Annotated in this window: 15 protein-coding genes, 1 tRNA gene and 1 pseudogene; 9 read left to right on the top strand and 8 right to left on the bottom strand. The window is 74.3% G+C overall.

The genetic code is table 11. From position 1 onward, the window contains the following. Positions 1-22 precede the first annotated feature (22 nt). Entirely contained in the window at positions 23-1,561 is a 1,539-nt protein-coding gene (locus ACMT9T_RS04230; protein ID WP_414744384.1) for a DEAD/DEAH box helicase, read from the bottom strand. A gap of 149 nt (positions 1,562-1,710) precedes the next feature. Here ACMT9T_RS04230 and ACMT9T_RS04225 point away from each other — a divergent pair, with 149 nt between their 5' ends. Next, positions 1,711-2,430: a ferritin-like fold-containing protein gene (locus tag ACMT9T_RS04225; protein WP_414745855.1), complete on the top strand. Its 720-nt coding sequence runs from the start codon at positions 1,711-1,713 to the stop codon at positions 2,428-2,430. Between the two features lie 72 nt (positions 2,431-2,502). Here the strand turns inward: ACMT9T_RS04225 and ACMT9T_RS04220 are convergent, their stop codons facing one another. Next, a complete protein-coding gene (locus ACMT9T_RS04220) occupies positions 2,503-2,790 on the bottom strand; it encodes a hypothetical protein (protein WP_414744383.1) in 288 nt (95 codons plus the stop codon). 10 nt (positions 2,791-2,800) lie between these two features. Further along, on the bottom strand, positions 2,801-3,025 hold the full coding sequence (locus ACMT9T_RS04215; protein ID WP_012037881.1) for a DUF3107 domain-containing protein: 225 nt from the start codon (positions 3,023-3,025) through the stop codon (positions 2,801-2,803). A 158-nt stretch (positions 3,026-3,183) separates the two neighbouring features. On the opposite strand from ACMT9T_RS04215, the gene ACMT9T_RS04210 reads away from it, so the two are divergent. Both ACMT9T_RS04210 and ACMT9T_RS04205 read left to right on the top strand, forming a co-directional pair. Continuing rightward, entirely contained in the window at positions 3,184-6,453 is a 3,270-nt protein-coding gene (locus ACMT9T_RS04210) for an ATP-dependent helicase (RefSeq protein ID WP_414744382.1), read from the top strand. After that, the gene (locus ACMT9T_RS04205) at positions 6,450-9,710 is read left to right on the top strand and encodes an ATP-dependent helicase (RefSeq protein ID WP_414744381.1); all 3,261 of its coding nucleotides are present in this window, start codon (positions 6,450-6,452) and stop codon (positions 9,708-9,710) included. The genes ACMT9T_RS04210 and ACMT9T_RS04205 overlap by 4 nt, the downstream gene beginning before the upstream one ends. Here ACMT9T_RS04205 and ACMT9T_RS04200 read toward each other — a convergent pair. Then, on the bottom strand, positions 9,623-10,699 hold the full coding sequence (locus ACMT9T_RS04200) for a phosphotransferase (protein ID WP_414744380.1): 1,077 nt from the start codon (positions 10,697-10,699) through the stop codon (positions 9,623-9,625). The two genes, ACMT9T_RS04205 and ACMT9T_RS04200, sit on opposite strands and share 88 nt — an antisense overlap. Before the next feature lie 139 nt (positions 10,700-10,838). On the opposite strand from ACMT9T_RS04200, the gene nudC reads away from it, so the two are divergent. Then, positions 10,839-11,792 (top strand): NAD(+) diphosphatase, encoded by a 954-nt coding sequence (nudC, locus tag ACMT9T_RS04195; protein ID WP_414744379.1) that lies wholly within the window; start codon positions 10,839-10,841, stop codon positions 11,790-11,792. A gap of 10 nt (positions 11,793-11,802) precedes the next feature. Then, positions 11,803-13,716, top strand: coding sequence for an ATP-dependent helicase (locus ACMT9T_RS04190; RefSeq protein WP_414744378.1), 1,914 nt, complete (start codon positions 11,803-11,805; stop codon positions 13,714-13,716). Here the strand turns inward: ACMT9T_RS04190 and ACMT9T_RS04185 are convergent. Beyond that, positions 13,685-14,110: pseudogene (locus ACMT9T_RS04185) on the bottom strand (TOMM precursor leader peptide-binding protein); the annotation flags it as partial. The gene ACMT9T_RS04190 and the pseudogene ACMT9T_RS04185 overlap by 32 nt on opposite strands. Positions 14,111-14,552: 442 nt before the next feature. Further along, the gene (locus ACMT9T_RS04180) at positions 14,553-15,965 is read right to left on the bottom strand and encodes a zinc-dependent metalloprotease (RefSeq protein ID WP_414744377.1); all 1,413 of its coding nucleotides are present in this window, start codon (positions 15,963-15,965) and stop codon (positions 14,553-14,555) included. Between the two features lie 215 nt (positions 15,966-16,180). On the opposite strand from ACMT9T_RS04180, the gene ACMT9T_RS04175 reads away from it, so the two are divergent. The 4 genes from ACMT9T_RS04175 (at position 16,181) to ACMT9T_RS04160 (ending at position 21,314) form a co-directional block, all read left to right on the top strand. Further along, positions 16,181-17,272: a YlbL family protein gene (locus ACMT9T_RS04175; protein ID WP_414744376.1), complete on the top strand. Its 1,092-nt coding sequence runs from the start codon at positions 16,181-16,183 to the stop codon at positions 17,270-17,272. A 138-nt stretch (positions 17,273-17,410) separates the two neighbouring features. After that, complete coding sequence (locus tag ACMT9T_RS04170) at positions 17,411-20,365, top strand: UPF0182 family membrane protein (protein WP_414744375.1); 2,955 nt, start codon at positions 17,411-17,413, stop codon at positions 20,363-20,365. Positions 20,366-20,510: 145 nt separating this feature from the next. Then, a tRNA-Met gene (locus ACMT9T_RS04165) sits at positions 20,511-20,584 on the top strand. Positions 20,585-20,747: 163 nt separating this feature from the next. Beyond that, complete coding sequence (locus tag ACMT9T_RS04160; RefSeq protein WP_414744374.1) at positions 20,748-21,314, top strand: P-loop nucleotide/nucleoside kinase family protein; 567 nt, start codon at positions 20,748-20,750, stop codon at positions 21,312-21,314. Between the two features lie 39 nt (positions 21,315-21,353). Here the strand turns inward: ACMT9T_RS04160 and ACMT9T_RS04155 are convergent, their stop codons facing one another. Both ACMT9T_RS04155 and ACMT9T_RS04150 read right to left on the bottom strand, forming a co-directional pair. Beyond that, the gene (locus ACMT9T_RS04155) at positions 21,354-23,075 is read right to left on the bottom strand and encodes an ABC1 kinase family protein (RefSeq protein ID WP_414744373.1); all 1,722 of its coding nucleotides are present in this window, start codon (positions 23,073-23,075) and stop codon (positions 21,354-21,356) included. Further along, entirely contained in the window at positions 23,072-23,653 is a 582-nt protein-coding gene (locus tag ACMT9T_RS04150; RefSeq protein ID WP_414744372.1) for a PadR family transcriptional regulator, read from the bottom strand. The genes ACMT9T_RS04155 and ACMT9T_RS04150 overlap by 4 nt, the downstream gene beginning before the upstream one ends. Positions 23,654-23,680 lie beyond the last annotated feature (27 nt).

The following is a 23,680-nucleotide window of genomic DNA, read 5'->3' as shown; positions in this document are numbered from 1 at the left end:
CTCGTCGTCCGTGCGGCCTGCGCTACGACGTGGCGGTCGGGCGGTCGCCGCCCGAGCGACGGCGGCGGTTGCGCGATCGCGGACGGGTCTGGCCGTCGGCGTGCGGCGCGTCGTGGCCGCCGGCCGTGTTCGGCTGCTCGCTGCCGATGGCCGAGGTGGCGTCGGCCGGGCCGGAGCCCGTGCTGATGGTGCGGGTGCGCGTGCGCTCGCCGCCGCGGTCGGGCGCGCGCTCGCCGGAGCGCTCGCCGCCGCGTCCGCCGGAGCGGTCGCCGCCACGGCCGCCGTCGCGTCCGCCCGAGCGGCCGCCGTCGCGCCCCCCGTCGGAGCCGCGGCTGCCGGGACGCTCGCGCGGGGTGCCGTCGGGGTTGACCGTGGGGGTCGCGCGGAGGCGGCCCTTGGATCCGGCCGGGATGTCGAGGTCGGTGAAGAGGTGCGGCGACGACGAGTACGTCTCGGTGGGCTCCGGCTGGCCGAACTCGAGGGCGCGGTTGATGAGCGCCCACTTGTGCAGGTCGTCCCAGTCGACGAACGTGACCGCGATGCCGGTCTTGCCCGCGCGGCCCGTGCGCCCGACGCGGTGCAGGTACGCCTTGTCGTCCTCGGGGATGGTGTGGTTGATCACGTGGGTGACGTCGAGCACGTCGATGCCGCGCGCCGCCACGTCGGTGGCGATGAGGATGTCCTTCTTGCCGGCCTTGAACGCGGCCATGGCGCGCTCGCGCTGCTCCTGGTTGAGGTCGCCGTGCACGGCGGCGGCGTTGAAGCCGCGGTCGTTGAGCTCCTCGACGAGGCGGGCGGCCGCGCGCTTGGTGCGCGTGAAGATCACAGTCTTGCCGCGGCCCTCGGCCTGGAGGATGCGGCCGATGACCTCGTCCTTGTCCATGTTGTGCGCGCGGTAGACGAGGTGGCGGATGTTCGCCTGCATGAGGCCCTCGTCGGGGTCCGTCGCGCGGATGTGGATCGGCTTCGTCATGAAGCGGCGGGCGAGCGCGACGATCGGGCCCGGCATGGTGGCCGAGAACAGCATCGTGTGGCGCACGGCCGGGGTCTGCGCGAACAGCTTCTCGATGTCCGAGAGGAAGCCCAGGTCGAGCATCTTGTCGGCCTCGTCGAGCACCATCTCGCGGACGCCCGAGAGCGACAGGAGGCGCTGGCCGACGAGGTCGAGCAGGCGGCCCGGCGTGCCGACGACGATCTGCGCGCCCGCCTTGAGCTGCTCGATCTGGCCCTCGTACGCCTTGCCGCCGTAGATGGAGACGACGGTGGTGGCGCGGTGCGCGGTGGCGATCTGGAGGTCCTCGGTCACCTGCACGGCGAGCTCGCGGGTCGGCACGACCACGAGGGCCTGCACGCCGGGCTCCGGCGTGAGGCCGAGCCGCTGGATGAGCGGGAGGCCGAAGCCGAAGGTCTTGCCGGTGCCCGTCTTGGCCTGGCCGATGATGTCCTGGCCGGAGAGCGCCAGGGGGATGGTCTGCTCCTGGATGGGGAAGGGTTCGAGGATGCCGTGGTCGGCGAGAGCCTGGACCATGTCCTCGTCGATGTTCAGTTCGGTGAAAGTCACGTTGTGCCCTGTCTAGCGGTGCGGTCCACGCCCGGACTGCTTCTCTGCGGGCGCGATGGGGCCCTTCCGTTGAGGGACCACGGGCGAGTTTAGCGGGCGGGGGCCCGGACGCGGCCTCCGCCGCCCTTTACACTGGCCACGTGCTCAAGATGTTCGGACGCCGGTCGACGACGATCGAGGCGCCCCGGGTCAGGTCCCGCGGCGAGTCGAAGCGTCGAGTCGCGTCGCCGACCGTGAGCGTGGACGACTTCTCGCCCGACAGCCTCCGCTTCCTCGGCGCCGTCGCGTACCTGCAGCTCACCGTCTTCGAGACGCTGTCGCGCGCCGTCACCGAGGCGCCCGACCTCGCGGGCAAGGAGGCCGTCTCCACGGCCGCCGGCATCGCGCTCGGGAAGCACCAGGCGCTCGCCGCGGAGATCAAGCGGCTGGGCGGCGAGCCGAGCGCCGTGATGGAGCCGCACCGCGACGCCTTCGACCGCTTCACCGTCACGGTCACGGGCGCCGACTGGTACGAGAGCCTGCTCTCCTCCTACATCACCACGGGTCTCCTCGACGACTTCTTCGTGCGCCTCGCCTCGGGCCTGCCGTCGGACCAGCGCCAGCGCGTCGTCGTGCTGCTGTCCTCGGGCGTCGGGCAGCAGGGGATCGTGGACGCGGTGCGCGCCGGGATCCGCCGCGACCCGCGCCTCGCCTCGCGCCTCGCCATGTGGGGCCGCCGGCTCGTCGGCGACACGCTCCTCGTCGCGGGCACGGCCATGCGGGCCTCGCTCGCCGACCCGGACGACGCGCGCGTGCACCTCGAGCCCGTGTTCGCCGGCATCATCACGGCGCACACCCGCCGGATGGACGCGCTCGGCCTCACGGCCTGACCCGGGCAGCGCCCCGGACACGACGACGCCCGGCTCCCCTATGGGGCCGGGCGTCGTGTCGTGCGGGGCGGATCAGCCGCCGATGGCCGCCAGGTCGCGCGCGTCGGCCGCGGCGCGACGGCGTCCGACGGCGAGGTCGACGCCCACCGCGACGAGCGCCGCGATCCCGAGCGTCGCGATCCAGATGACGCCCTGGTCCCAGCGGAGGCCCGCCCAGGTCAGCGCGACCCACGCGGCCATCGCGGCGGCCGTGCCGACCGCGGGCACCAGCAGCGCGCCGTGCGTGGCGCGGTGGGGGAGCGCGTAGCGCGAGACGAGGCCGAGGAGGGCGCCGAAGAGCGCGACGAACAGGAGCTCCACGGGCGTCGGGCTAGCGGACGAAGCCGATGCGCGGGGCGTCGGCGCTGCCGAGCTCCACGTAGGCGAGGTGGGCGGTGACGGCGAGGTGCGTGGCGCCCTTGTCGTCGGTGAAGGAGATGAAGGGCGAGGAGTCGCGGACGGCGTCCGTGACGGTCCGCTGGACCTCCTCGGGCGTCTGCTTGGTGGTGAAGGAGAGCTCGCGGGCGGTGTTGACGAGGCCGATACGGATTTCCACGGGAGGTGCCTTTCGATGCGTCGGATGCGACGGTGCTCCTCCGAGGTTAGGGCACCGGCCCGCGCGGCCCCGCGGCGTTCACTGTGGGCGGACGTGGCCGCCGGCGGCGAGGGATCCGCGGATCCGCCGACGTCGGGGGCCGCCGGTAGCGTGGGCGCGTGACCATCAGGGGATTCCGCCAGCCGACCGCCTCCGTCGCGGGCGTCGCGGGTCCCCGCATCGAGCCCGACCCGTCGCAGCGCGCGGTCCTGGAGCTGCCCGTGGGCGTGAGCGCCGCGGTCATCGGCGCGCCGGGGTCGGGCCGCACCACGACGCTGCGGGAGCTCGTCGCCGAGCGCATCCTCGTGCAGGGCCTCGACCCCGCCGAGGTCCTCGTGCTCGCGCCCTCGCGCGCCGCCGCCACGCGCCTCCGCGACGAGCTGGCTCTCCGGGTCGGCGTGCCCACGCTCGGGCCGCTCGCGCGCACCGCCACGTCCGTCGCCTTCGAGGTGCTCGCGCGCCGCGCCGCCGAGACCGGCACCGAGCCGCCCCGGCTGCTCACGGGCGCCGAGCAGGACCAGATCATCGCCGACCTCCTCGAGGGGCACGAGGAGCTCGGCACCGGGCCCGCGTGGCCGGATCCGCTCGGCGTCGAGGTGCGGCGGCTCCGCGCCTTCCGCACGGAGCTCCGCGAGCTGCTCATGCGCGCCACCGAGGAGGGCGTGCGGCCGGACGCGCTCGCGGACCTCGGCCGGGCCCACGACGTGCCCGAGTGGGTCGCCGCCGCCGCGTTCGCCCGCGAGTACGAGGACGTGGTCGACGCCTTCCGCGGCGACCACCTCGACAGCGCGGAGCTGCTCGCGGAGGCCGTGCTGCTCGTGTCCCGCGGGGAGGCGCTCACGGGGATCCGGCTGGTCGTGGTCGACGACCTGCACGAGGCCACCGTGGCCACCCTGTCCCTCCTCCAGGCGCTCGCCGCGCGCGGCGCCGACGTGGTGGCCTTCGGCGACCCGGACGTCGCGGCCGCCACGTTCCGCGGGGCCGAGGCGTCGGCGCTCGGCCGCCTGTCCACCGTGCTCGGCCTGCCGGACCTCCGCACGCTCGTGCTCGACCGCGTGCACCGGCAGCCGCCCGCGCTCCGGGCGCTCACCTCGGCCGTCACGGCGCGCATCGGCGCGGCGGGCGCGGGGCGGCAGCGGCAGGCGGGATCCGCGCCGGGGCTCGTGGACGACGCCGACCCGATCCAGGTCATCGAGGCGCCCACGCGCGCGATCGAGCTGGCGCGCCTCGCCCGTCGGCTCCGCGAGGAGCACCTGCTGGGCGGCGTGCCGTGGGCGCGCATGGTCGTGCTCGTGCGCTCCGGATCCCTCGTGCCCCAGGTGGCCCGCAGCCTCGCGACCGCGGAGGTGCCCACGCGCACGGCCGTCGCCGGGCGCGCGCTCCGCGACGACCTGGCCGCGCTCGCCCTCATCCGCGCCGTCGACGTCGTGCTCGGCCGCGTGCCGCTCACGCCGGACATCGCGGCGGAGCTCGCCACGGGTCCGCTCGGCGGCCTCGACGGTGTCGCCCTCCGCCGCCTGCGCCTCGCCATGCGCCAGGAGGAGCTCGCGGGCGACGGCCACCGGTCGAGCGACGCGCTGCTCGTCGAGGCGCTCGCGGCGCCCGGCCGGCTCGAGACGCTCGACCTCGCGCCCGCGCGCCGCCTCGGCCGGCTCGCCCGCACGCTGCAGGGCGCCCGGGAGCTGGCGGCCGCGGACGGGACCATCGAGGAGCTGCTCTGGCATCTGTGGGAGGGGTCCCGGCTCGCCACGCCGTGGTTCGAGCAGGCGCTGCAGACGGGGATCGTCGCGGACCAGGCGAACCGCGACCTCGACGGCGTCGTCGCGCTCTTCACGGCCGCGCGCCGCTTCGTCGAGCGGAACCCGGGCCGTCCCGCGTCCGACTTCGTGGAGGAGCTGCTCGGCGCCGAGGTGCCCGAGGACACGCTCTCGCCGCAGCCGCTCGCCGACACCGTGCTCGTCGCCACCCCGTCCGCGGTCGTGGGCGCGGGCTACGAGGTGGTCGCGGTCGCCGCGCTGCAGGAGGGCGTGTGGCCCAACCTGCGGCTGCGCGGATCCCTGCTGCACCCCCAGCGCCTCTCGGCCGTCGCGCGGGGCCTCGACCGGGCCGACGTCGACGAGCGGGCCGAGGTCCTCGGCGACGAGCTGCGGATGCTCGCGCTCGCCGTGTCGCGCGCGTCGCGCGTCGTGGTCCTCAGCGCCACCGCCAACGACGAGGAGGCGCCGTCGCCGTTCCTCCGGCTCGTGCCGCCCGCGCCCGGCCTCGCCGAGGCGGAGGCCGGCGCCGAGGCCGGCCGCGTGGCGAAGGACGCGCCGGCCGCGCTGCGGATCCGGCCCGACCACCCCCTGTCGCTCCGCGGGCTCGTCGGCGCGCTCCGACGCGAGCTCGCCGTCGTGCACCGCGACGCCGTCCTCCTCGACGACGGCCGCGTCGTCTCCGGCGACCGCACCGCGCGCCGCCCGGCCGACGCCACGCGCGAGCGCGGGCGCGCCGCCGCCTCGGCCCTCGCGCGGCTGGCCGCAGAGGGCGTGACGGGCGCGGATCCGGCCGAGTGGTACGGCCTCCGCGCGCCCTCCACCACCGAGCCCGTCGTCGACCTCACCGATCCCGAGGCCCGCGTGCCGGTCTCGCCGTCGCGGCTGGAGGCCTTCGAGCGCTCGCCGCTCAACTGGTTCGTCGACCAGGCGTCCGGCGGATCCACGAGCACCGCCATGGGCATCGGCACCATCGTCCACGCCATCATGGAGGAGGCGAGCCTCGATCCCGACGCCGACCTCCGCCCGCCCGCCCTCGAGGCCCGCCTCGACGCACGGTGGGGCGAGCTGCCCTTCGAGTCGCCCTGGGTGGGCGAGCGCGAGCGGCGGCAGGCCGGCGAGCTCATCGCCGGCGTCAGCGGCTACCTGCGCGACTTCCAGGCCGACGGCGGGCGCATGCTCGCGGCCGAGGGCGGCTTCGAGCTGGAGGTGGGCGTGGCGCGCCTCCGCGGGAAGATCGACCGCATCGAGCTGACGAAGGAGGGCCAGGTGGTCATCGTCGACCTCAAGACCGGCCGGCACTACCCGACGCGGGCCGAGATCCCGACGCACGCGCAGCTGGGCTCGTACCAGCTGGCCTTCGTCGAGGGCTCGCTCGAGCAGGTGCCCGCCGATGCGACGTCCGGCGGCGCCAAGCTGCTCTACGTCTCGGGCGGCACGCGCGGCCTGCCCTACCGGGAGCTGCCGCAGGAGCCGCTGACCCGCGAGGAGCTCGACGGGTTCCGCGCGCGCATCGCCGATGCCGCCGAGGGCATGGCGGCCGCGACGTTCGAGGGCACGCCGGACCTGGGGGAGCGGGATCCGGGGTCGGCGAGGCGCTACCGCATCCACCTCGTGCGGGCGGTGTCGGCATGAGCGGCGTCGAGCCGTCCGGCGTGGTCGAGGGAGGCCCCGTCAGCGCCCGCCGCATCGCGGAGACGCTCGGCCTCCCGAGCCCCACCGAGCAGCAGCGTCGCGTCATCGAGTCGCCGCTCGAGCCCGGCCTCGTCGTGGCGGGCGCCGGCAGCGGCAAGACCGAGACCATGGCGAGCCGCGTCGTGTGGCTGCTCGCCAACGGGCACGTGGGCGTCGAGGAGATCCTCGGCCTCACCTTCACGCGCAAGGCCGCGGGCGAGCTCGGGGTGCGGATCCGCGCGCGCATCGAGCAGCTGCAGCAGGCCGGGCTCGCGGCCGTCCCCGCGGACGCGTTCGCGACGCCCACGGTGCAGACCTACAACGCCTTCGCGAACGGCATCTTCCGCGACAGCGCGACGCTCATCGGCCGCGAGGCGGAGTCGGTCGTGCTCACCGAGGCGTCCGCGTGGCAGCTCGCGCGCCGGCTCGTGGTGGAGAGCACCGATCCGCGGCTGCTCGAGCTCGGGCGGGGCGTGGATCCCATCACGCAGGCCGTCATCTCCCTCAGCCGAGCGATGAGCGAGAACGTCGCCGACCCCGCCGAGGTCGTGCGCCTCGCGGGCGCGTTCACGGGTCTCGAGGAGCTGCCGTTCGGATCCGCCCGCATCCGCAAGGCGCCCGCCGCCGACGCGGTGGCCGCCGTCGGCGCGCTGCCCCCGCTCGTCGACCTGGCCGTGCGGTTCCAGGAGGAGAAGACCCGGCGCGGGCTCGTCGAGTACAGCGACCAGGTCGCGTTCGCGCTCGCCATCTGCGAGCGCGTGCCGCAGGTCGTCGCCGAGCACCGGAGGCGGTTCCGCGTCGTGCTGCTCGACGAGTACCAGGACACCTCCGTCGTGCAGACGCGGCTCCTCTCGACGCTCTTCGGCGGCACGCCCGTCATGGCGGTGGGGGATCCGCACCAGTCCATCTACGGCTGGCGCGGCGCGAGCGCGGCCAACCTCGCGCGGTTCGGCGCCGACTTCGCGCCCGAGGGCGCTGCGGCGTCCGACGTGCCCGTCTACGCGCTCTCCACCAGCTGGCGGAACCCGGCGTCCGTGCTCGGCGCCGCGAACCGCATCGTCGAGCCGCTCACGGCCGCGTCCCGGATCCCGGTCGCCCGGCTCGAGCCCCGCCCGGACGCGGGCGACGGGCGCCTCGACGTCGCCTACGAGGAGACGGTCGCCGACGAGGCCGCCGCGACCGCCGCGTGGTTCGCCGGCCGGCTGCGGCAGCCCGGATCCGACGGACGCCCCCGCTCGGCCGCCATGCTCTGCCGCTCGCTCAAGACCATCGAGCCGTTCACGACGGCGCTCGCCGACCGCGGCGTGCCCTTCCGGGTGCTGGGCCTCGGGGGCCTCCTCGACCAGCCGGCCGTGGTCGACCTGGTGTGCGTGCTCCGCGTGCTGCACGACCCCACGGCGGGCAGCGAGCTGCTGCGGCTCCTCACGGGCGCGCGCTGGCGGATCGGCACGAAGGACGTGCACGCGCTGTCCCGCGTCGCGTCCTGGCTGATGTCGCGCGACCACGCGCAGAAGCCCCTCGCCGACGAGGTGCGCGACGGCCTCCGCGCCTCCGTCGTGCCGGACGAGGTGGGCTCCGTCGTCGACGCGCTCGACTTCGTGGTCGGCGCGCGCGAGGGGCACACAGCGCTCGCGGCCTTCAGCGAGGAGGGGCTGGCGCGCCTCCGCGCCGCCGGCCGCCAGCTGCAGGTGCTGCGGTCGCGCGTCGGGCTCGACCTGGTCGACCTCGTCACGGTCGTCCAGCAGGAGCTGCTGCTCGACATCGAGGTCGCCGCCAACGAGACGGATCCGCTCGGCCGCGCGAGCCTCGAGGCCTTCACCGAGCAGGTGGCTGGCTACCTGCAGGGCGACTCCGCGGGCACGCTCGGCCCGTTCCTCGCCTGGCTCGCCGAGGCGGAGCGGCGCGACAACCTCGCGCCGCGCACCGAGGAGCCGGAGCCCGGCACGGTGCAGATCCTCACGATCCACGGATCCAAGGGCCTCGAGTGGGACGTCGTCGCCGTGCCCCGCATGGTCGAGGGCGAGCTGCCCGGCACCCTGCGGGAGAAGCGGGGCTGGGTCGCGTTCGGCGCCCTGCCGTTCGAGTTCCGCGGCGACTCCGCCGAGCTGCCGTCGCTCGCCTGGCGCGGCGTGGAGACGCAGAAGGAGTTCGCCGAGGCGATGGAGGCGTTCGGCGAGGAGCTCGAGGAGCGCAACGCCGCCGAGCAGCGGCGCCTCGCGTACGTCGCCATCACGCGCACGCGGTCCGACCTGCTCCTCACGGGGTCGTTCTGGTCGACGCAGCAGAAGCCCCGGGGGCCGGGCGCGTTCCTGCGGGAGATCCAGGAGGTCGGGCTCATCGCGCCCGACGCGTTCCCGGAGGCGCCCGAGCTGGAGGAGAACCCGCTCGAACCCGGATCCGCGCGCGTCGCCTGGCCGCTGCCTCCGCTCGGCCCGCGCGAGGCCCGCGTGCGCGCCGCCGCCGAGGCCGTCGCGTCCGCCGACCCGCAGGCGGAGACCGTCTGGACCCGCGACATCGACCTGCTCCTCGCCGAGCGCGACGCCCGCGCGCGGGACGCCGAGCTCGTCGACCTGCCCACGCGGATCCCGGCCTCGCGCTTCAAGGACTTCGTGAGCGACCCCGCGGGCGTCGCCGCGCGCCTGCGCCGCCCCATGCCGGAGCGCCCCTACCGGCAGACCCGGCTCGGCACGCTCTTCCACGGCTGGGTGGAGGCGCGCTACGGGCCCGCGGGCACGGGCGACGTCATCGACGCGTCCGGCGTCGAGCTCGACGAGGATGCGACCGAGCCCCCCGTGGAGACGGAGGACCTCGACCGGCTGCGGGCGATCTTCGAGGCGAGCGAGTGGGCGAGCCGGAAGCCGGAGGAGGTCGAGGTCGAGATCCACATGGAGCTCGCCGGCCAGGTCGTCATCTGCAAGATCGACGCGGTGTTCCTCATCGACGGCCGCTACCGGGTCGTCGACTGGAAGACCGGCCGCACCCCCAAGGACGCGGCCGACCTCGAGCTCAAGCAGCTGCAGCTCGCGCTGTACCGCCTCGCGTTCGCGAAGTGGCGCGGCATCGACCCGGACCTCATCGACGCCGAGTTCTACTTCGTCGCCGACGACGTGTCGCTGAAGCCGGAGCGGCTCTACTCCGAGGAGGACCTCGTGGCGCTCTGGTCGGGCGCGCGTACGCCGGACGCGTCGCGCGCGCCGTCGGGGGAGACGGTGGGCTGAGGCCGGGAGTCGAGCATCTCCTCGACCTGGTCGACGTCCATCACGGGCAGCGTCTCGTGCGCGATGCGGTGGCCCTCGTCGGCGCGCACCGTGTCGACGAGCGCGCTGAGCATGTTCACGGCGTCGTCGATGATGCCCTGGTCGCGCGTGTCGGTGCCGTGCAGCAGCCAGCGGGCGATCTCGAGCTCCGCGTAGAGGAGCGCGCGCTGCTTGAGCTGGCGGTCGACGGTGACGTGGTGGGCCTGGTTGTAGGCGCGGAAGACGCTCTCGGCCACGTGCTCGGCGCGCGCGCCCAGCACCCAGTGCAGGTCGTGCGCGGGGTCGGCGACGCGGAGCTCGGACCACCCGATCATCCCGGTCACGTCGTCGCCGTCCACGAGGAAGGACGACGCCTGCACGGCGCCGTTGACGACCGCGGGCTGGAACTGCCAGAGCGACGCGTCGTCGAGCGCCTCCTCCCAGCGGCTGAGCAGCAGGCTCGGCACGAGCGCGGTGGCCGCCGCCCGGTCGATGAGCGCGGCGGTCTGGCTGTGGATCTCGGCGGCCGAGAGCACGGGCAGGCCCGCGTCGGCGACGAAGCCGGTCGGCAGGCTGTGCACGGCGGAGACGGCGGCGCCGATGGAGCGCGCGAGGCCGTCGCCCGCGGGGATCTCGTCGAGCGAGATGACCCGGCCGGGCACGTGCTCGTAGACGAAGCCGCGGGTGGGCTTGATGGGCGCCTGCCCCAGGAACTCGGGCACGCGGAACGGCAGGCGGGAGCGGATCCCGGTGCTCAGCGCCCGCAGCGCCACGAGGTCCGCGGACTGCTCGGACTCGGCGGCCTGGGTGGTCGGGACGCGCACGAGGAGCTCGCGGCCGTCCCGCGTGGAGAGGAGCGCGGAGTCGAAGTCGCCCGCGCCGCCGGCCGTGAAGGGGGTGCTGCGGACCACGTCGAGCCCCGCGACGGCCGAGGTCGCCAACGCGGCTAGAGTGAGGTGGGATCTGGCCATGCCTTACAGGTTAGGTCGCTGGGAGCCCTCCGTCTCACCGCGCCACGCGCTTCCGGCCCCACACGCGCACCGTGGGCGGATCACGACGCACGACGTCCCGCCCCTCGGCCCGTCCGCCCTCGAAGTCGATTGGTCCCCCGTGCTCGACAGCTTCCTCTCCCGCCTGCCCCTGTCCCGCGAGGGCGTCGACCGGGACGGCCTGAACCGCGACTCGCCCGCGCTCTTCGACGAGCTGTGGGCGGATCCGGCCACCCGCGTCCTCGCGCTGCACGGCCACCGCGCACTGGGCTCCGCCGCCGACGGCCGCGCCGCCCTCGACCTCCTGCCGGTCGACCGCGTCACCGCGGCGACCGTGCGCATCTACCTCGGCCGCACGACCATCGCGCACGAGGGCGAGCCCGTCGGCACGCCCGTCGTCGCCGCGGTCCTCACCGACGCGGCCGCGCTCGAGCTCGAGCCCGCCGACGAGCGCTGGATCGAGCTGCGCACCACCGCCACCCAGCTCGACGACCGCGACGCCGCCCTCTTCACGGGCGCGCTCGCCACCGCGAACTGGCACGCGTCGCACCCGTTCTCGCCCAAGACGGGCGAGCCGACCGTCGTCGAGCAGGGCGGCTGGGTGCGTCGCGCGCCCTCCGACGGCTCGCAGGTCTTCCCGCGCACCGACGCCGCCGTGATCATGGGCGTCGTCGACCAGGACGACCGCCTGCTCCTCGGCGCCAACGCCATGTGGGGCGGCGACCGCTACTCGCTGCTCGCGGGGTTCGTGGAGCCGGGGGAGTCGTTCGAGGCCGCCGTGAAGCGCGAGGTGCTGGAGGAGTCCGGCGTCACCGTCGAGGACCCGCGCTACCTGGGCAGCCAGCCGTGGCCGTTCCCCGCCTCCGTCATGGTCGGCTTCCTGGCGCGCGCCTCCGCGACGAGCGGGCCCGCGACGCCGGACGGCACCGAGATCATCGACCTGCGCTGGTTCAGCCGCGAGGAGCTGCGCGCGTCGCTCGGCGAGATCGCGCTGCCCGGGCCGTCGTCGATCGCGCGCGCCATCATCGAGGAGTGGTACGGCGGACCCCTCGAGGACGGCGAGCGGGAGTGGTGACCCGCCGATCGTGACCGACCAGCTCGTCCCCGGCACGCCCGGACGCGACCCCTACGGGTCGAGCGCGTCCGGTCCCCTCCCGGCACCCGTCGCGCTCGGCCCCGTCCCCGAGGCGGTGGACGAGGACGCGGTCGAGTCGCCCACCGCGGAGTCCCTGCTCGAGGCGCTCGACGACCAGCAGCGGCTCGCCGCCGAGGCGCTCCTCGGCCCCGTCGTCGTGCTCGCGGGCGCGGGCACGGGCAAGACGCGCGCCATCACGCACCGCATCGCCTACGGGATCCAGGCCGGCGTCTACCCGCCCAACCGCGTCATGGCGCTCACCTTCACCTCGCGCGCCGCGGCCGAGCTGCGCGGACGGCTGCGCGAGCTCGGCGCCGGACCCGTCGCCGCGCGCACCTTCCACGCGGCGGCCCTCAAGCAGCTCAACTTCTTCTGGCCGCAGGTGGTCGGCGGCACCATGCCGCGGCTCATCGAGAGCAAGGGGCGGATGCTCGGCCACGCCGCCGAGTCCCTCCGCCTCCGCCTCGACACGGCCGCCCTCCGCGACATGGCCGCCGAGGTCGAGTGGCGCAAGGTCTCCATGATCTCGATCGAGCAGTACGGCCTCGCCGCGCGCACCACGCGCACGCTCCCGCCGCAGCTCGACGCCGACCAGGCCGTCGCGCTCCTCCAGGCCTACGAGGACATCAAGGACCAGCGCCGCCAGCTCGACTTCGAGGACGTGCTGCTCGCGACCGCCGGCATGATCGAGGCGGAGCCGTGGGTCGCCCAGCAGGTGCGCGAGCAGTACCGCTTCTTCGTGGTCGACGAGTACCAGGACGTCTCGCCGCTGCAGCAGACGATCCTCGACCTCTGGATGGGCGACCGCCGCGACCTCTGCGTGGTCGGCGACGCGAGCCAGACCATCTACTCGTTCGCGGGCGCGAAGAGCGCCTACCTCCTCGACTTCGCATCGCGCTTCCCCGAGGCCACCGTGGTGCGACTGGAGCGGAACTACCGCTCGACCTCGGGCATCACCGAGGCGGCGAACCGGCTGATGCGCGGGCGTCCCGGCGCGCTCACGCTCGTCTCGGCGGACGCGGATCCGGACGGCGACGGCACGGGCACCACCACTGCGAAGGGCCGGGGATCCGCCGCCGTGTCCGGCCGCGGCGAGGGCTTCCGCGCGCCCCAGGTGAGCGCGTTCCCGTCCGACGGCGCGGAGGCGCGTGCCATCGCGGGCGCGATCGCGCAGCAGATCGCCTCCGGCATCGCGCCCGAGGACATCGCCGTGCTCTACCGGATGAACGGCCAGTCCGCGGTGCTGGAGCAGGCGCTCGGCGACGCGGGCGTGAGCTACCAGGTGCGCGGATCCCAGCGCTTCTTCGACCGCCCCGAGATCAAGCAGGCGCTCCTCGCGCTCCGCGGCGCGTCCGTCTCCATCTCGGGCGAGCCGCTGTTCAAGTCGGTGAGCGACGTGCTCCGCGGCCTCGGCTGGAGCCAGCAGCCGCCCGAGCAGCAGGGCGCCGTGCGCGACCGCTGGGAGTCGCTCGACGCGATCATGGGCCTCGCCGAGCGGATGCCCGCGGGCAGCACGTTCCGCGCGTTCACCGACGAGCTGCTCGAGCGGCAGGCCGGTCAGCACGAGCCGACCGTCTCCGCCGTCACGCTCGCGACGCTGCACTCCGCCAAGGGCCTCGAGTGGGAGCACGTCTACCTGATGGGGCTCAGCGAGGGGCTGGTGCCCATCAGCTACGCGCAGACGCTCGAGGCGGTGGACGAGGAGCGGCGCCTCCTCTACGTGGGGATCACGCGCGCGCGCTCCGGGCTGCGGCTCTCGTGGAGCCGGAGCGGACCGCACCGATCCGGTCAGCGGGAGCCGTCGCGGTTCCTGGCAGAGCTCGACACGCGCATAGCGGGTGGGGGCGCGAAGCGCGGCGCGTGACGCGTCCCGTCCGCAGGTCGAGCACGGCCTGGTGCGTCGCGAGCGCGTTCTCGCCGGTGGTGACCAGGCGGTCGGCGGGCCGGGCGGCGAGGGCCGCGAGCTCCGCCGGCACGAGCCCCGCCTCGGATCCGCTGTCGCGCCCGAGCAGCTGCGTCGCGATGGCGGGCCAGGCCGGATCCGCGTCCCGGCGGTGCAGGTCGAGGCAGTAGCAGCACGCCGTGCGGCCGGGCTCGACGAGCGGGCCGACGACGGCGTGCCGGTCGCCGACGACCACCGGCAGGTGCGGCACGTCCTCCCGTGCCCAGCGGCCGTAGACGGCGGGCGCGATGGCGAAGTGCGCGACGAGGACGGCCAGGGACGCGTCGGGATCCGCCTCGTCGGCGAGGCGCCGCATCCGCACGTCGTGCCCGGCGCGGGCGAGCGCGTCGGCCACGCGCTCGGCGGTCGGACCGCCGCCGACGACGGCGACCGGACCGCTGCGCGCGGACCGGGGGAGGCGGTCGGCGGCCGCCGGGCCGGTCTCCCGCGGCGGCAGGAGCGCGGGCCGCACCAGGTCGAGGAGCTGCGTGACGTGCGCGGGCGTCGCCCCCTCCGTCGCCGCGATCATGTCGAGGCCGCCGCGGCTGACGCCCTGCACGAGCGCGGCGAGGAGGCGCTCGTCGAGCCGCGACACGGCCGTGAGCACCACGGGCGGGCGGTCGACGCCGAGCTGGAGGGAGTCCGGCGTGCGCCAGACGAGCGGGAGACGGGGATCGAGTCGGATGGCCATGGGCGCGGAGAGTGCCCGACCGGGCCGTCCTCCGCGGGCCGCGTCCACAGGGACGCGCCCGAAGGGGTCAGACGGGGTGCGGATCCGTGCCGTCGTCGTCGGGCCGCTCGTCCGGCGTCTCGCCGGGCTCGGTCGCGCGGCCCTGGCCGTCCTCCACGGGGCGGCCGGCGTCGGATCCGCTCAGCAGGTCCTCGAGCGCCTGGTCGACCTCGTCGGGCTCGGGCTCGCCCTGCGTGAGGCGCGCGACGAGCGCGTGCGGCGCGTCGATGTCCTCCGAGGTGGGCAGCACGTCCGGGTGCGACCACAGCGCGTCGCGCTGCTCGGCGCCCACGCCGTCGGACACGGCCTGCCACATGGCCGCGGCCTCGCGGAGGCGCCGGGGCCGGAGCTCGAGGCCCACGAGCGTGGCGAACGCCGACTCGGCGGGTCCGCCCGTGGCGCGTCGGCGGCGCACGGTCTCGGCGATGGCGGAGGCGCGGGGGAGGCGCACGGTGGCGGCCGCCGTGACGACGTCCACCCAGCCCTCGATGAGCGCGAGCATGGTCTCGAGCCGGGCGAGCGCGGCGAGCTGGGCGTCGGTCTTCGGCGGGATGAGGGATCCGTCGACCATGGCCTGGCGGAGCTCCTCGGGGTTCGACGGGTCGAAGCCCTCGGCGAGCGACTCGAGCCGCTCGGTGTCGATGTGCACGCCCTTCGCGAACTCCGTGATGGAGGTGATGAGCTGCAGGCGCAGCCAGCGCGCGTGGCGGAAGAGGCGGGCGTGCGCCAGCTCGCGGACGGCGAGGTAGATCTGCACCTGGTCCTCGGGGACGTCGAGGCCGGATCCGAACGCTGCGACGTTTTGCGGCAGGAGCGCGGCCTGCTGGTCGTCGAGCAGCGGGATCCCCACGTCGCCGCCGGAGACGACCTCGGTGGACAGCTGCCCGACCACCTGGCCGAGCTGCATGGCGAAGAGCGTGCCGCCGAGGTTGCGCATCATGCGGCCGGCGCCCTGGACCATGCCCTGCATCTCCTCGGGCGCGTTCTGCTGGAGCACCTCGGTGAGGGAGTCGGCGATGCTGAGGGCGACGGGCTCGGCGAGCTGCGTCCACACGGGCATCGTCAGCTCGGTCCACTGCGCGCGGGTGACGAGGCGCGGCGCGACCGTGAGCTGGCTGACGTAGGTGACCTCGTCGAGCCACAGCGCGGCGACCTGGAACGCCTGGTCGAGGGGCGCGGACGCCGCCTGGGTGACCTGCGTCTGCTCCGCCGCGGCGAGCTGGCGGGCGCCCTCGCGGGCGACCTTCCAGTCCACGCCGTCGCCCGGTGCGCTGAGCGCGCCCTGGAGCTGCGCGATGAGCTGGCGGACCATCTCCGGGTCCTTCGGCAGGCCCGCGGCACCCGCGAGCTTGTCGGGGTCGATCTGCCCGTCGGCGCCGAGGAACCGCTCCAGCATGCGTCGGAACTCGTCCTCGGGATTCGGGGTGGGCTCGTCGGCCATGGAGGTTCTCCCGGTGGGTCTGGAGGGGCCCGGACGCGGTGCCGCGGCCGGTGGATCCACGCTAGCCCGCGCCCACGGGAAACCCATCCGGATTCGCCTAGGCTGGGCCGTCGCGGCTTCCGCCCGCCGCGAACAGCGGCCGATCGGGCCGCCTCGACCCCCGTCGCGCGACCGCTCCCCGGCCCGCCGCGCCACCCGACCGCGAGGACCTCCGGATGAGCCTGTTCGCCCAGCACGCCCCCCGCGCACCCCGGCCGCCGCGCCGTCGCCGCGTCGGTCGCGTGCTCGCGGGCACGGGCGCCGTGCTCGCCCTCGCGCTCGGCCTGATGCCGTCGCCGTACGTCATCGAGCAGCCCGGCCCGGTCTTCGACACCCTCGGCACGAGCGACCACGAGGGCGCCGAGCGCCCGCTCATCTCCATCCCCGACCGGCCCACCTACCCGACCGACGGCCGCCTCGACATGCTCACGGTCAGCGTCGTCGGCAACCCCGAGCAGCGTCCCGACTGGTTCTCGGTCGTCTCCGCCTGGCTCGACCCGAGCAGGAGCGTCGTCCCGCTCGAGGCGGTGTTCCCCGCGAACCAGACCGCCGACGAGCGCGAGGCCCAGAACCAGGTCCAGATGACGGACTCCCAGCAGGACGCCGTCGCCGCCGCCCTCATGGAGCTCGGCGTCGACGTGCCGCGCACCCTCGACGTGCAGAGCGTCCTCGCGGGCTCGGCCGCCGACGGCCCGCTGCGCGTCGGCGACGCGATCCGCACGGTGGACGGCGCGACCGTGGTCGACCTCGCCGACCTGCAGGCGCGCGTGGCGGCGGCCGGCACGACGACGCCCCTGTCCTTCGGGATCACGCGCGACGGGCAGGACAGCACGGTGCAGGTCACGCCCGCCGAGCGCGACGGCCGGCCCGTCATCGGCGTCGTCACCTCCACCGCCTACGAGTTCCCGTTCGAGGTCGACATCCAGCTCGACGACGTGGGCGGGCCGAGCGCCGGCATGATGTTCGCGCTCGGGATCATGGACAAGCTCGAGGAGGGCTCGCTCACGGGCGGCAAGGCCATCGCGGGCACGGGCACGATCGACGCCTCGGGCACGGTAGGCCCCATCGGCGGGATCCGGCAGAAGCTGTTCGGCGCCGAGCGCGCGGGCGCCGAGTACTTCCTCGCCCCGGCCGACAACTGCGGCGAGGTCCGCGGCCACGTGCCGGACGGCCTCCGCGTCTTCGCGGTCTCGACGCTCGACGACTCGCTCCGGGCGCTCCAGGCCGTCTCCTCGGGCGGCGACCTGGACGCCCTGCCGACCTGCTGACGCGCGCCGCCCGCACCGCGCGGATGGCCGCTCGCGAGGGCCCCCTTACCAGACGAGGGCCGCCCGACGCTCGCAGGTCCCTGGCAAGGTGCCCGCCTAGGATGAGGACTCCGCTGTCCCCGACTCTGAGGCACACACGTGACAAGCACATCCGCCCGGCCCGCCAGACGGAGCCGAGCCCCTCTCGCCATCACCGCGGCCATCATCGCCGCCCTCGTGATCGCGTTCTTCATCTTCGCCGGCTTCTACGCCGACGTCCTCTGGTACGACCAGCTGGGCTACCTGGGAGTGCTGCTCACGCAGTGGGGCGCCGGCATCGCGCTGTTCCTCGTCGGGTTCCTGGCCATGGCGATCCCCGTCTTCGTCAGCATCCAGGTCGCGTACCGCTCGCGGCCCGTCTACGCGAAGCTCAACTCGCAGCTCGACCGCTACCAGCAGGTCGTCGAGCCGCTCCGCCGCCTCGCGATGTTCGCGATCCCCGCGGTGTTCGGCCTCTTCGCCGGCGTCTCGGCCTCCAGCGGCTGGCAGCGCACGCTCATGTGGCTGAACCGCACGCCCTCGGGGACCACGGATCCGCAGTTCGGGCTGGACACCTCGTTCTACCTGTTCGAGCTGCCCTTCTACCACGCGGTCGTCGGCTTCGCCTCGGCCGTCGTCATCATCTCGATGCTCGGCGTCCTCGCCACCAGCTACCTCTACGGCGCGGTGCGCTTCACGGGCCGCGAGGTGCGCATCTCGAAGAGCTCGCGCATCCAGATCGCGGTCACCGCAGGCGTCTACTTCCTGCTGCAGGGCGTGAGCATCTGGCTCGACCAGTACTCCTCCGTGGTCAACACGGCCAACGGCGGGCTGTTCACGGGAGCCGCGTTCTCCGACGTGAACGCGGTGATCCCCGGCCGCACGATCCTCGCCGGCATCGCCGTCGTCGTCGCGGTGCTGTTCATCGTCACCGCGGCCGTCGGCCGCTGGCGCCTGCCCATCATCGGCACGGCCGGGCTCATCGTGGCCAGCATCCTCATCGGCACGGCCTACCCGGCCATCGTTCAGCGCTTCCAGGTGGAGCCGAACGAGCGCGCGCTCGAGTCGCAGTTCTACGAGCGCAACATCGAGGCGACCCGTGAGGCCTACGGCCTGGCGGACATCGAGGAGATCCCCTACGACGCGACCACGGACACCGCGCCCGGCGCGCTCCGCGAGGACGCCGCGACCACCGCGAACATCCGCATCCTCGACCCCGCGGTCGTGGGCGACGCGTTCAGCCAGCTGCAGCAGTTCCGGCAGTACTACCAGTTCGGCGACAACCTCGACGTCGACCGGTACCAGATCGACGGCCGCGTGCAGGACACGGTGGTCGCGGTCCGCGAGCTGAGCCCGACCAACACGGGCACCTCGTGGGTCAACCAGCACCTCGTCTACACGCACGGCTACTCGCTCGTCGCGGCGTACGGCACGCAGCGCACCTCCGACGGCCAGCCCGTATTCCTCGAATCGGGCATCCCCGCCTCGGGCGACCTGGGCGACTTCGAGCCGCGCGTGTACTTCGGCGAGAACTCGCCCGACTACTCGATCGTCGGCGGGCCCGAGTCCGGCGACAAGGTCGAGCTCGACTACCCGTCGGGCACCGACGGCGCGGACGAGACCTACACGACGTTCCAGGGCGACGGCGGCCCGAAGGTCGACAACGTCTTCAAGCGGCTCATCTACGCGCTGAAGTTCCAGTCGGAGCAGATCTTCCTGGCCAACCAGATCAACGACCAGTCGCAGATCATCTACGACCGCGACCCCGCGCAGCGCGTCGGCAAGGTGGCGCCGTACCTCACCATCGACAAGGACCCGTACCCCAGCGTGGTCGACGGCCGCGTGGTGTGGATCGTCGACGGCTACACGACGAGCGACCAGTACCCGTACTCGCAGCGCCAGGACATGAGCTCGCTCATCGCCGACTCGCAGCAGACGCAGCCGCTCGTGCCGACGGACCGGATCAACTACATCCGCAACTCGGTCAAGGCGACGGTCGACGCGTACGACGGCAAGGTCACGCTCTACGCGTGGGACACCGACGACCCGATCCTCAAGACGTGGCAGAAGGTGTTCCCCTCGACCCTCAAGCCGATCGCGGACATCTCCGGCGAGCTCATGAGCCACCTGCGGTTCCCGGCTGACATGTTCAAGGTGCAGCGCGCCGTCCTCGGCAAGTACCACGTGACGGACCCCGGCTCGATCTACTCGAACCAGGACCTCTGGACCACGCCGAACGACCCGACCGCCACCACGGACCCGGGCACCACGGCCAAGCTCCAGCCGCCGTACTACCTGACCATGCAGATGCCGGGCCAGGACGCACCGCGGTTCTCGCTGTACTCGACCTTCATCCCGCCGGCCACGCAGGACACCGCGCGGAGCGTGCTCACGGGCTACCTCGGCGTGGACTCCGACGCGGGCAGCACCGCTGGGGAGAAGGCCGCGGACTACGGGAAGCTGCGGCTGCTGACGCTGCCGAACGACGACACCATCCCGGCGCCGACGCAGATCCAGAACAACTTCAACTCGAACACCAACGTGGCGAACCAGCTCAACCTGCTGGAGCGCGGCGGTCGCACCTCGGTGGTGCGCGGCAACCTGCTGACCCTCCCGGTCGGCGGCGGCCTGCTGTACGTGCAGCCCGTGTACGTCCGATCCACGGGCGACACGAGCTACCCGCTGCTGCGCAAGGTGCTCGTGGCGTTCGGCGACAAGATCGCGTTCGAGGACACGCTGGACGCGGCCCTCGACAGCATCTTCGAGGGCGACTCGGGTGCCACGGCGGGTGACGAGGCCGTCGCGGGCACCACGCCCGCCGACCCCGCCGCCGTGGACGGATCCGGGGACGGCGCGGCCGACGGCGGGACGGGATCGACGCCGACGCCCACGCCGAGCGCGCAGCCCGCGGCTCCCGCGCAGGACGTCCAGGCGGCCCTCGCCGCGGCCGGCCAGGCGCTGCAGGAGAGGGAGGCGGCCTACAAGGCCAACGACCTCGTCGCGGCGGCCCAGGCCGACCAGCGTCTGACCGAGGCGCTCAACCGGGCGATCGAGCTGGGCGCGGCCCAGCAGTAGCCACCGGCTCCACGACCAGGACGGCCCCGACGGCCCCGCGATGCGGGTGCTGCCGGGGCCGTCCTCGTGCGGGGGAGGGGGATCGGGCGTCGTGGCCGGGCGTGGTCATGAGCACCTCTGAGGTCTGGTAATGTATTCCTCGTAGCGCGGGGTGGAGCAGTTCGGTAGCTCGCTGGGCTCATAACCCAGAGGTCGTAGGTTCAAATCCTGCCCCCGCAACAGAACGAAGGCCCGGTCTCCTCGAGACCGGGCCTTCTGCTTTTCCCGGGTGACTGCGGGGCTCGTCTCCGTCGGAGCTCCGGCTAGGGTCGGGATCTGACGCCTCCCTCGCGCAGGCATCCCGCGGCGGTCGTCGCAGCGGCCGTCGGACCGGAGGACGAGCGTGCAGGGACCGGGCACCGCGGTGTTCCTCAACGGCCTGCCGGGGAGCGGGAAGTCCACCCTGGCGCGGCGGCTCGTCGACGCGCGGCCCGGGTGGTTCCTCCTCGACGTCGACGTGCTCCGCACATCCGTCGGCGGCTGGTCGGACGACTTCGCGGGCGCCGGTCGGATCGTGCGACCCGTGGCGAAGGCGATCGTGCGGAGCGTGGTGGGGGACGGCGGCACGGTCGTCATGCCGCAGCTCCTCGACGACGCCGCCGAGCTGGCGGACTTCGCGGAGCAGGCCCGCGACGCCGGCGGTCGCGTGATCCACGCGATGCTCGACGTGCCGGCGGACGAGTGCTGGCGTCGGCTCGAGCTCCGCGGACGGTCGGGGGATGGCACCGGGGGAGCCTCGCTCGGACGGGTCGTGCAGGAGGTCCTGGCGCGCGCGGGCGGCTCGCGATCGCTGGACGAGCTGGCCCGGAGGCTCCGCGCGGTCGCGCGCGATCCCCTCGTCGCGCACCGGGTGGACGGTGCGGATGCGTCCCGGGCGCTCGCTGAGCTGATGGCCCTGACCGCGGGCTAGCGCAGCGGTCCACGCTCCGGGACCGCGGTCCGGCCCGGCTCAGCGGCCGCGACGACCCGGGAGGAGCGCCTGCGCGAGCGGCAGCACGGAGACCACCAGCAGCACGGTGCCGAGCACCTCGTCGTCGGGGCGGAGGAGCACGCCGCCCGCGAGGAGCGCGCCGAACACGAGCGCGGAGATCGCGCGGCGGAGCGTGCGCTCCAGCGCGCCTACGCGGCGCTCGAGGGTGGGGTCGCTGATGGGCAGCGCACCCTCGTCGATGCGGGTGAGCAGCGCGTCGAGGCGGCCGGGGAGTCGCGCCAGCGTGCCGGCGGTGTCGGAGACGCGCGTGCCGAGGTCGCGCACGACGTTGCCGCGCTCCTCGCGGATGAGGCGCTGCGCGTACGGCTCGACGGAGTCCCAGAGGTTGAAGCGGGGATCCAGCGCGCTGCACACGCCCGAGGTGAGCGACATGGCGCGGATGATGAGCAGGAAGTCGTCCGGCAGCTGGAACGGCAGCGTGCGCACGACCTCCTGGAACTCCTCCGCGAAGGCGCGGAACTCCCGCGGATCCACCTCGCGCAGCTCCGCGAAGCCGAGGCCGCCGAAGCGGGCGAAGAGGCGCGTCATGGCGAGCTCGAGCTGCGTGGTGTCGGCCGACGGCAGGAGCACGCCGATGTCGCGGGCCGCGTCGACGAGGCCCTTCCCGTCGCGCGACGCCGCGGCTATGAGCATCTTGCGGAGGCCCCGGCGCGTGCTCGGCGGCACCTCGCCCATCATCCCGAAGTCGATGAACGTGAGGGTCCACCCCTGCTCCACGGAGCCGTCCGTCACGGGCGTGACGAAGACGTTGCCGGGGTGCGGATCCGCGTGGAAGAAGCCGTCGGCGAAGAGCTGGTCGAACATGACGGCGGCGAACACGGGCGCGACCTCGACCGGGTCGATGCCGGCGGCCAGCAGCCCGGCGTGGTCGGTGATCTTGATGGCCGTCACGTCCTCGAGCGTGAGCACGCGGCGGGTGCTGCGCTCCCAGACGATCTCGGGCACGGCCACCCGGTCGTCGGCGGCGAACATGTCCTGGAAGCGGGCCGAGCTGCGGGCCTCGTGCAGGTAGTCGATCTCCTCGAGGCTCGTCTCGGCGAACTCCTCGACGAGGGCGGGGGCGTCGACGCGGTCGGACACGAGCCGGACGTGCGTGAGCCAGCCGCCGATGCGGCGGAGCGCGGCGAGGTCGATGCGGACGATGTCGTCGATGCCCGGGCGCTGGACCTTGATGACGGCGCCCGTGAGGCCGGTGTCGGCGGAGTCGAGCGGGCCGAGGATGGCGCGGTGCGCCTGGCCGAGCGACGCGGCGGCGACGGGCGTCTCGTCGACCCACGCGAAGGCCTCGGCGAGCGGGATGCCGAGCTCGCGCTCCGCGAGCGCCCGGATCTCGGGGAACGGGACGGCGGGCACCTCGTCCTGCAGGTCCTCGAGCTCCGCGGTGATCTCGGGCGGCAGCACGTCGAGGCGCGACGACATGAACTGGCCGACCTTGATCATGAGGCCGCCGAGCTCGACGGCCAGCACGCGGAACCGCCGGGCGAACCGCTGCATGCGGCGTGTGCGGGTGCGGTCGGCGATGCGGCGGAGGCCGACGCGGGGGAGGAAGAGCTCGTACCACCACGTGACCGCGAGGTTCCAGGCGGCGAAGCGGAGGATGCGGCGGTAGCGGGCGCGCGTCTCCGGGGCGTCGCCCTCGGGATCCGTCCCGCGGGCGGCGCCGGCCGTGGCCGCGGTCACTCCCGGGCGAGGATCGCGTAGAGGCGGCGGCGGACCGCGTCCAGCTCGGAGGCGGCCTCGGCGAGCTGCTCGGAGGTGCCGGAGCGCTGGACCTGCGCGGCCGCCTGGGCGAGCGCGAGGCCGGCCTTGGGGAGGGCGGAGCGGTCGCGGCGGTCGTGCGCGTCGTGGCCGTGCGCGTCGGAGGGGTCGGCCCACGGCGCCGTGATGCCGTCGCGCGCGACCGCGGAGCGGCCCGCCTCGGTGAGCGCCCAGACCTTGCGGCCGTCGGTGGTCTCGGCGGCGATGAGCCCCTCGTCGGCGAGGAGCTGGAGCGTGGGGTACACGGATCCGGCGTTCGGGGTCCACGCGCCCTGCGTGCGCTCCTGGATCTCGTGGATGATGCGGTACCCGTGCATGGGCTCCTCGGCGAGGAGGGCGAGCACGGCGTGGCGCACGTCGTGCGCGTCGGCCCCGGCACCGTGGCCGGCGGGGGTCTCGTCGCGCTTCTCGAACCGGGCACGGAGCGACTCCATCGCCTGCCACACGCCGTCGGCGGCGTCTCCGAATGCGGATCCTGAGGTCGGGGACGATGCGGCCATGACGAGCTCCTAGCTGTGGGACGTGCG

This window comes from Clavibacter vidaverae (assembly GCF_047529985.1).
Taxonomy (GTDB): Bacteria; Actinomycetota; Actinomycetes; order Actinomycetales; family Microbacteriaceae; genus Clavibacter; species Clavibacter nebraskensis_A.
The sequence above is the reverse complement of the archived record's forward strand: the minus strand, read 5'-3'. Positions and strand labels throughout refer to the sequence as shown.

What these genes read in the sequence shown, in the direction of transcription:
- ACMT9T_RS04180 (WP_414744377.1), bottom strand. Translation starts at nt 15,965, where the DNA reads ATGGCCGACGAGCCCACCCCGAATCCCGAGGACGAGTTCCGACGCATG.
- ACMT9T_RS04205 (WP_414744381.1), top strand. Translation starts at nt 6,450, where the DNA reads ATGAGCGGCGTCGAGCCGTCCGGCGTGGTCGAGGGAGGCCCCGTCAGC.
- ACMT9T_RS04200 (WP_414744380.1), bottom strand. Translation starts at nt 10,699, where the DNA reads ATGGCCAGATCCCACCTCACTCTAGCCGCGTTGGCGACCTCGGCCGTC.
- ACMT9T_RS04175 (WP_414744376.1), top strand. Translation starts at nt 16,181, where the DNA reads ATGAGCCTGTTCGCCCAGCACGCCCCCCGCGCACCCCGGCCGCCGCGC.
- ACMT9T_RS04150 (WP_414744372.1), bottom strand. Translation starts at nt 23,653, where the DNA reads ATGGCCGCATCGTCCCCGACCTCAGGATCCGCATTCGGAGACGCCGCC.
- ACMT9T_RS04225 (WP_414745855.1), top strand. Translation starts at nt 1,711, where the DNA reads ATGTTCGGACGCCGGTCGACGACGATCGAGGCGCCCCGGGTCAGGTCC.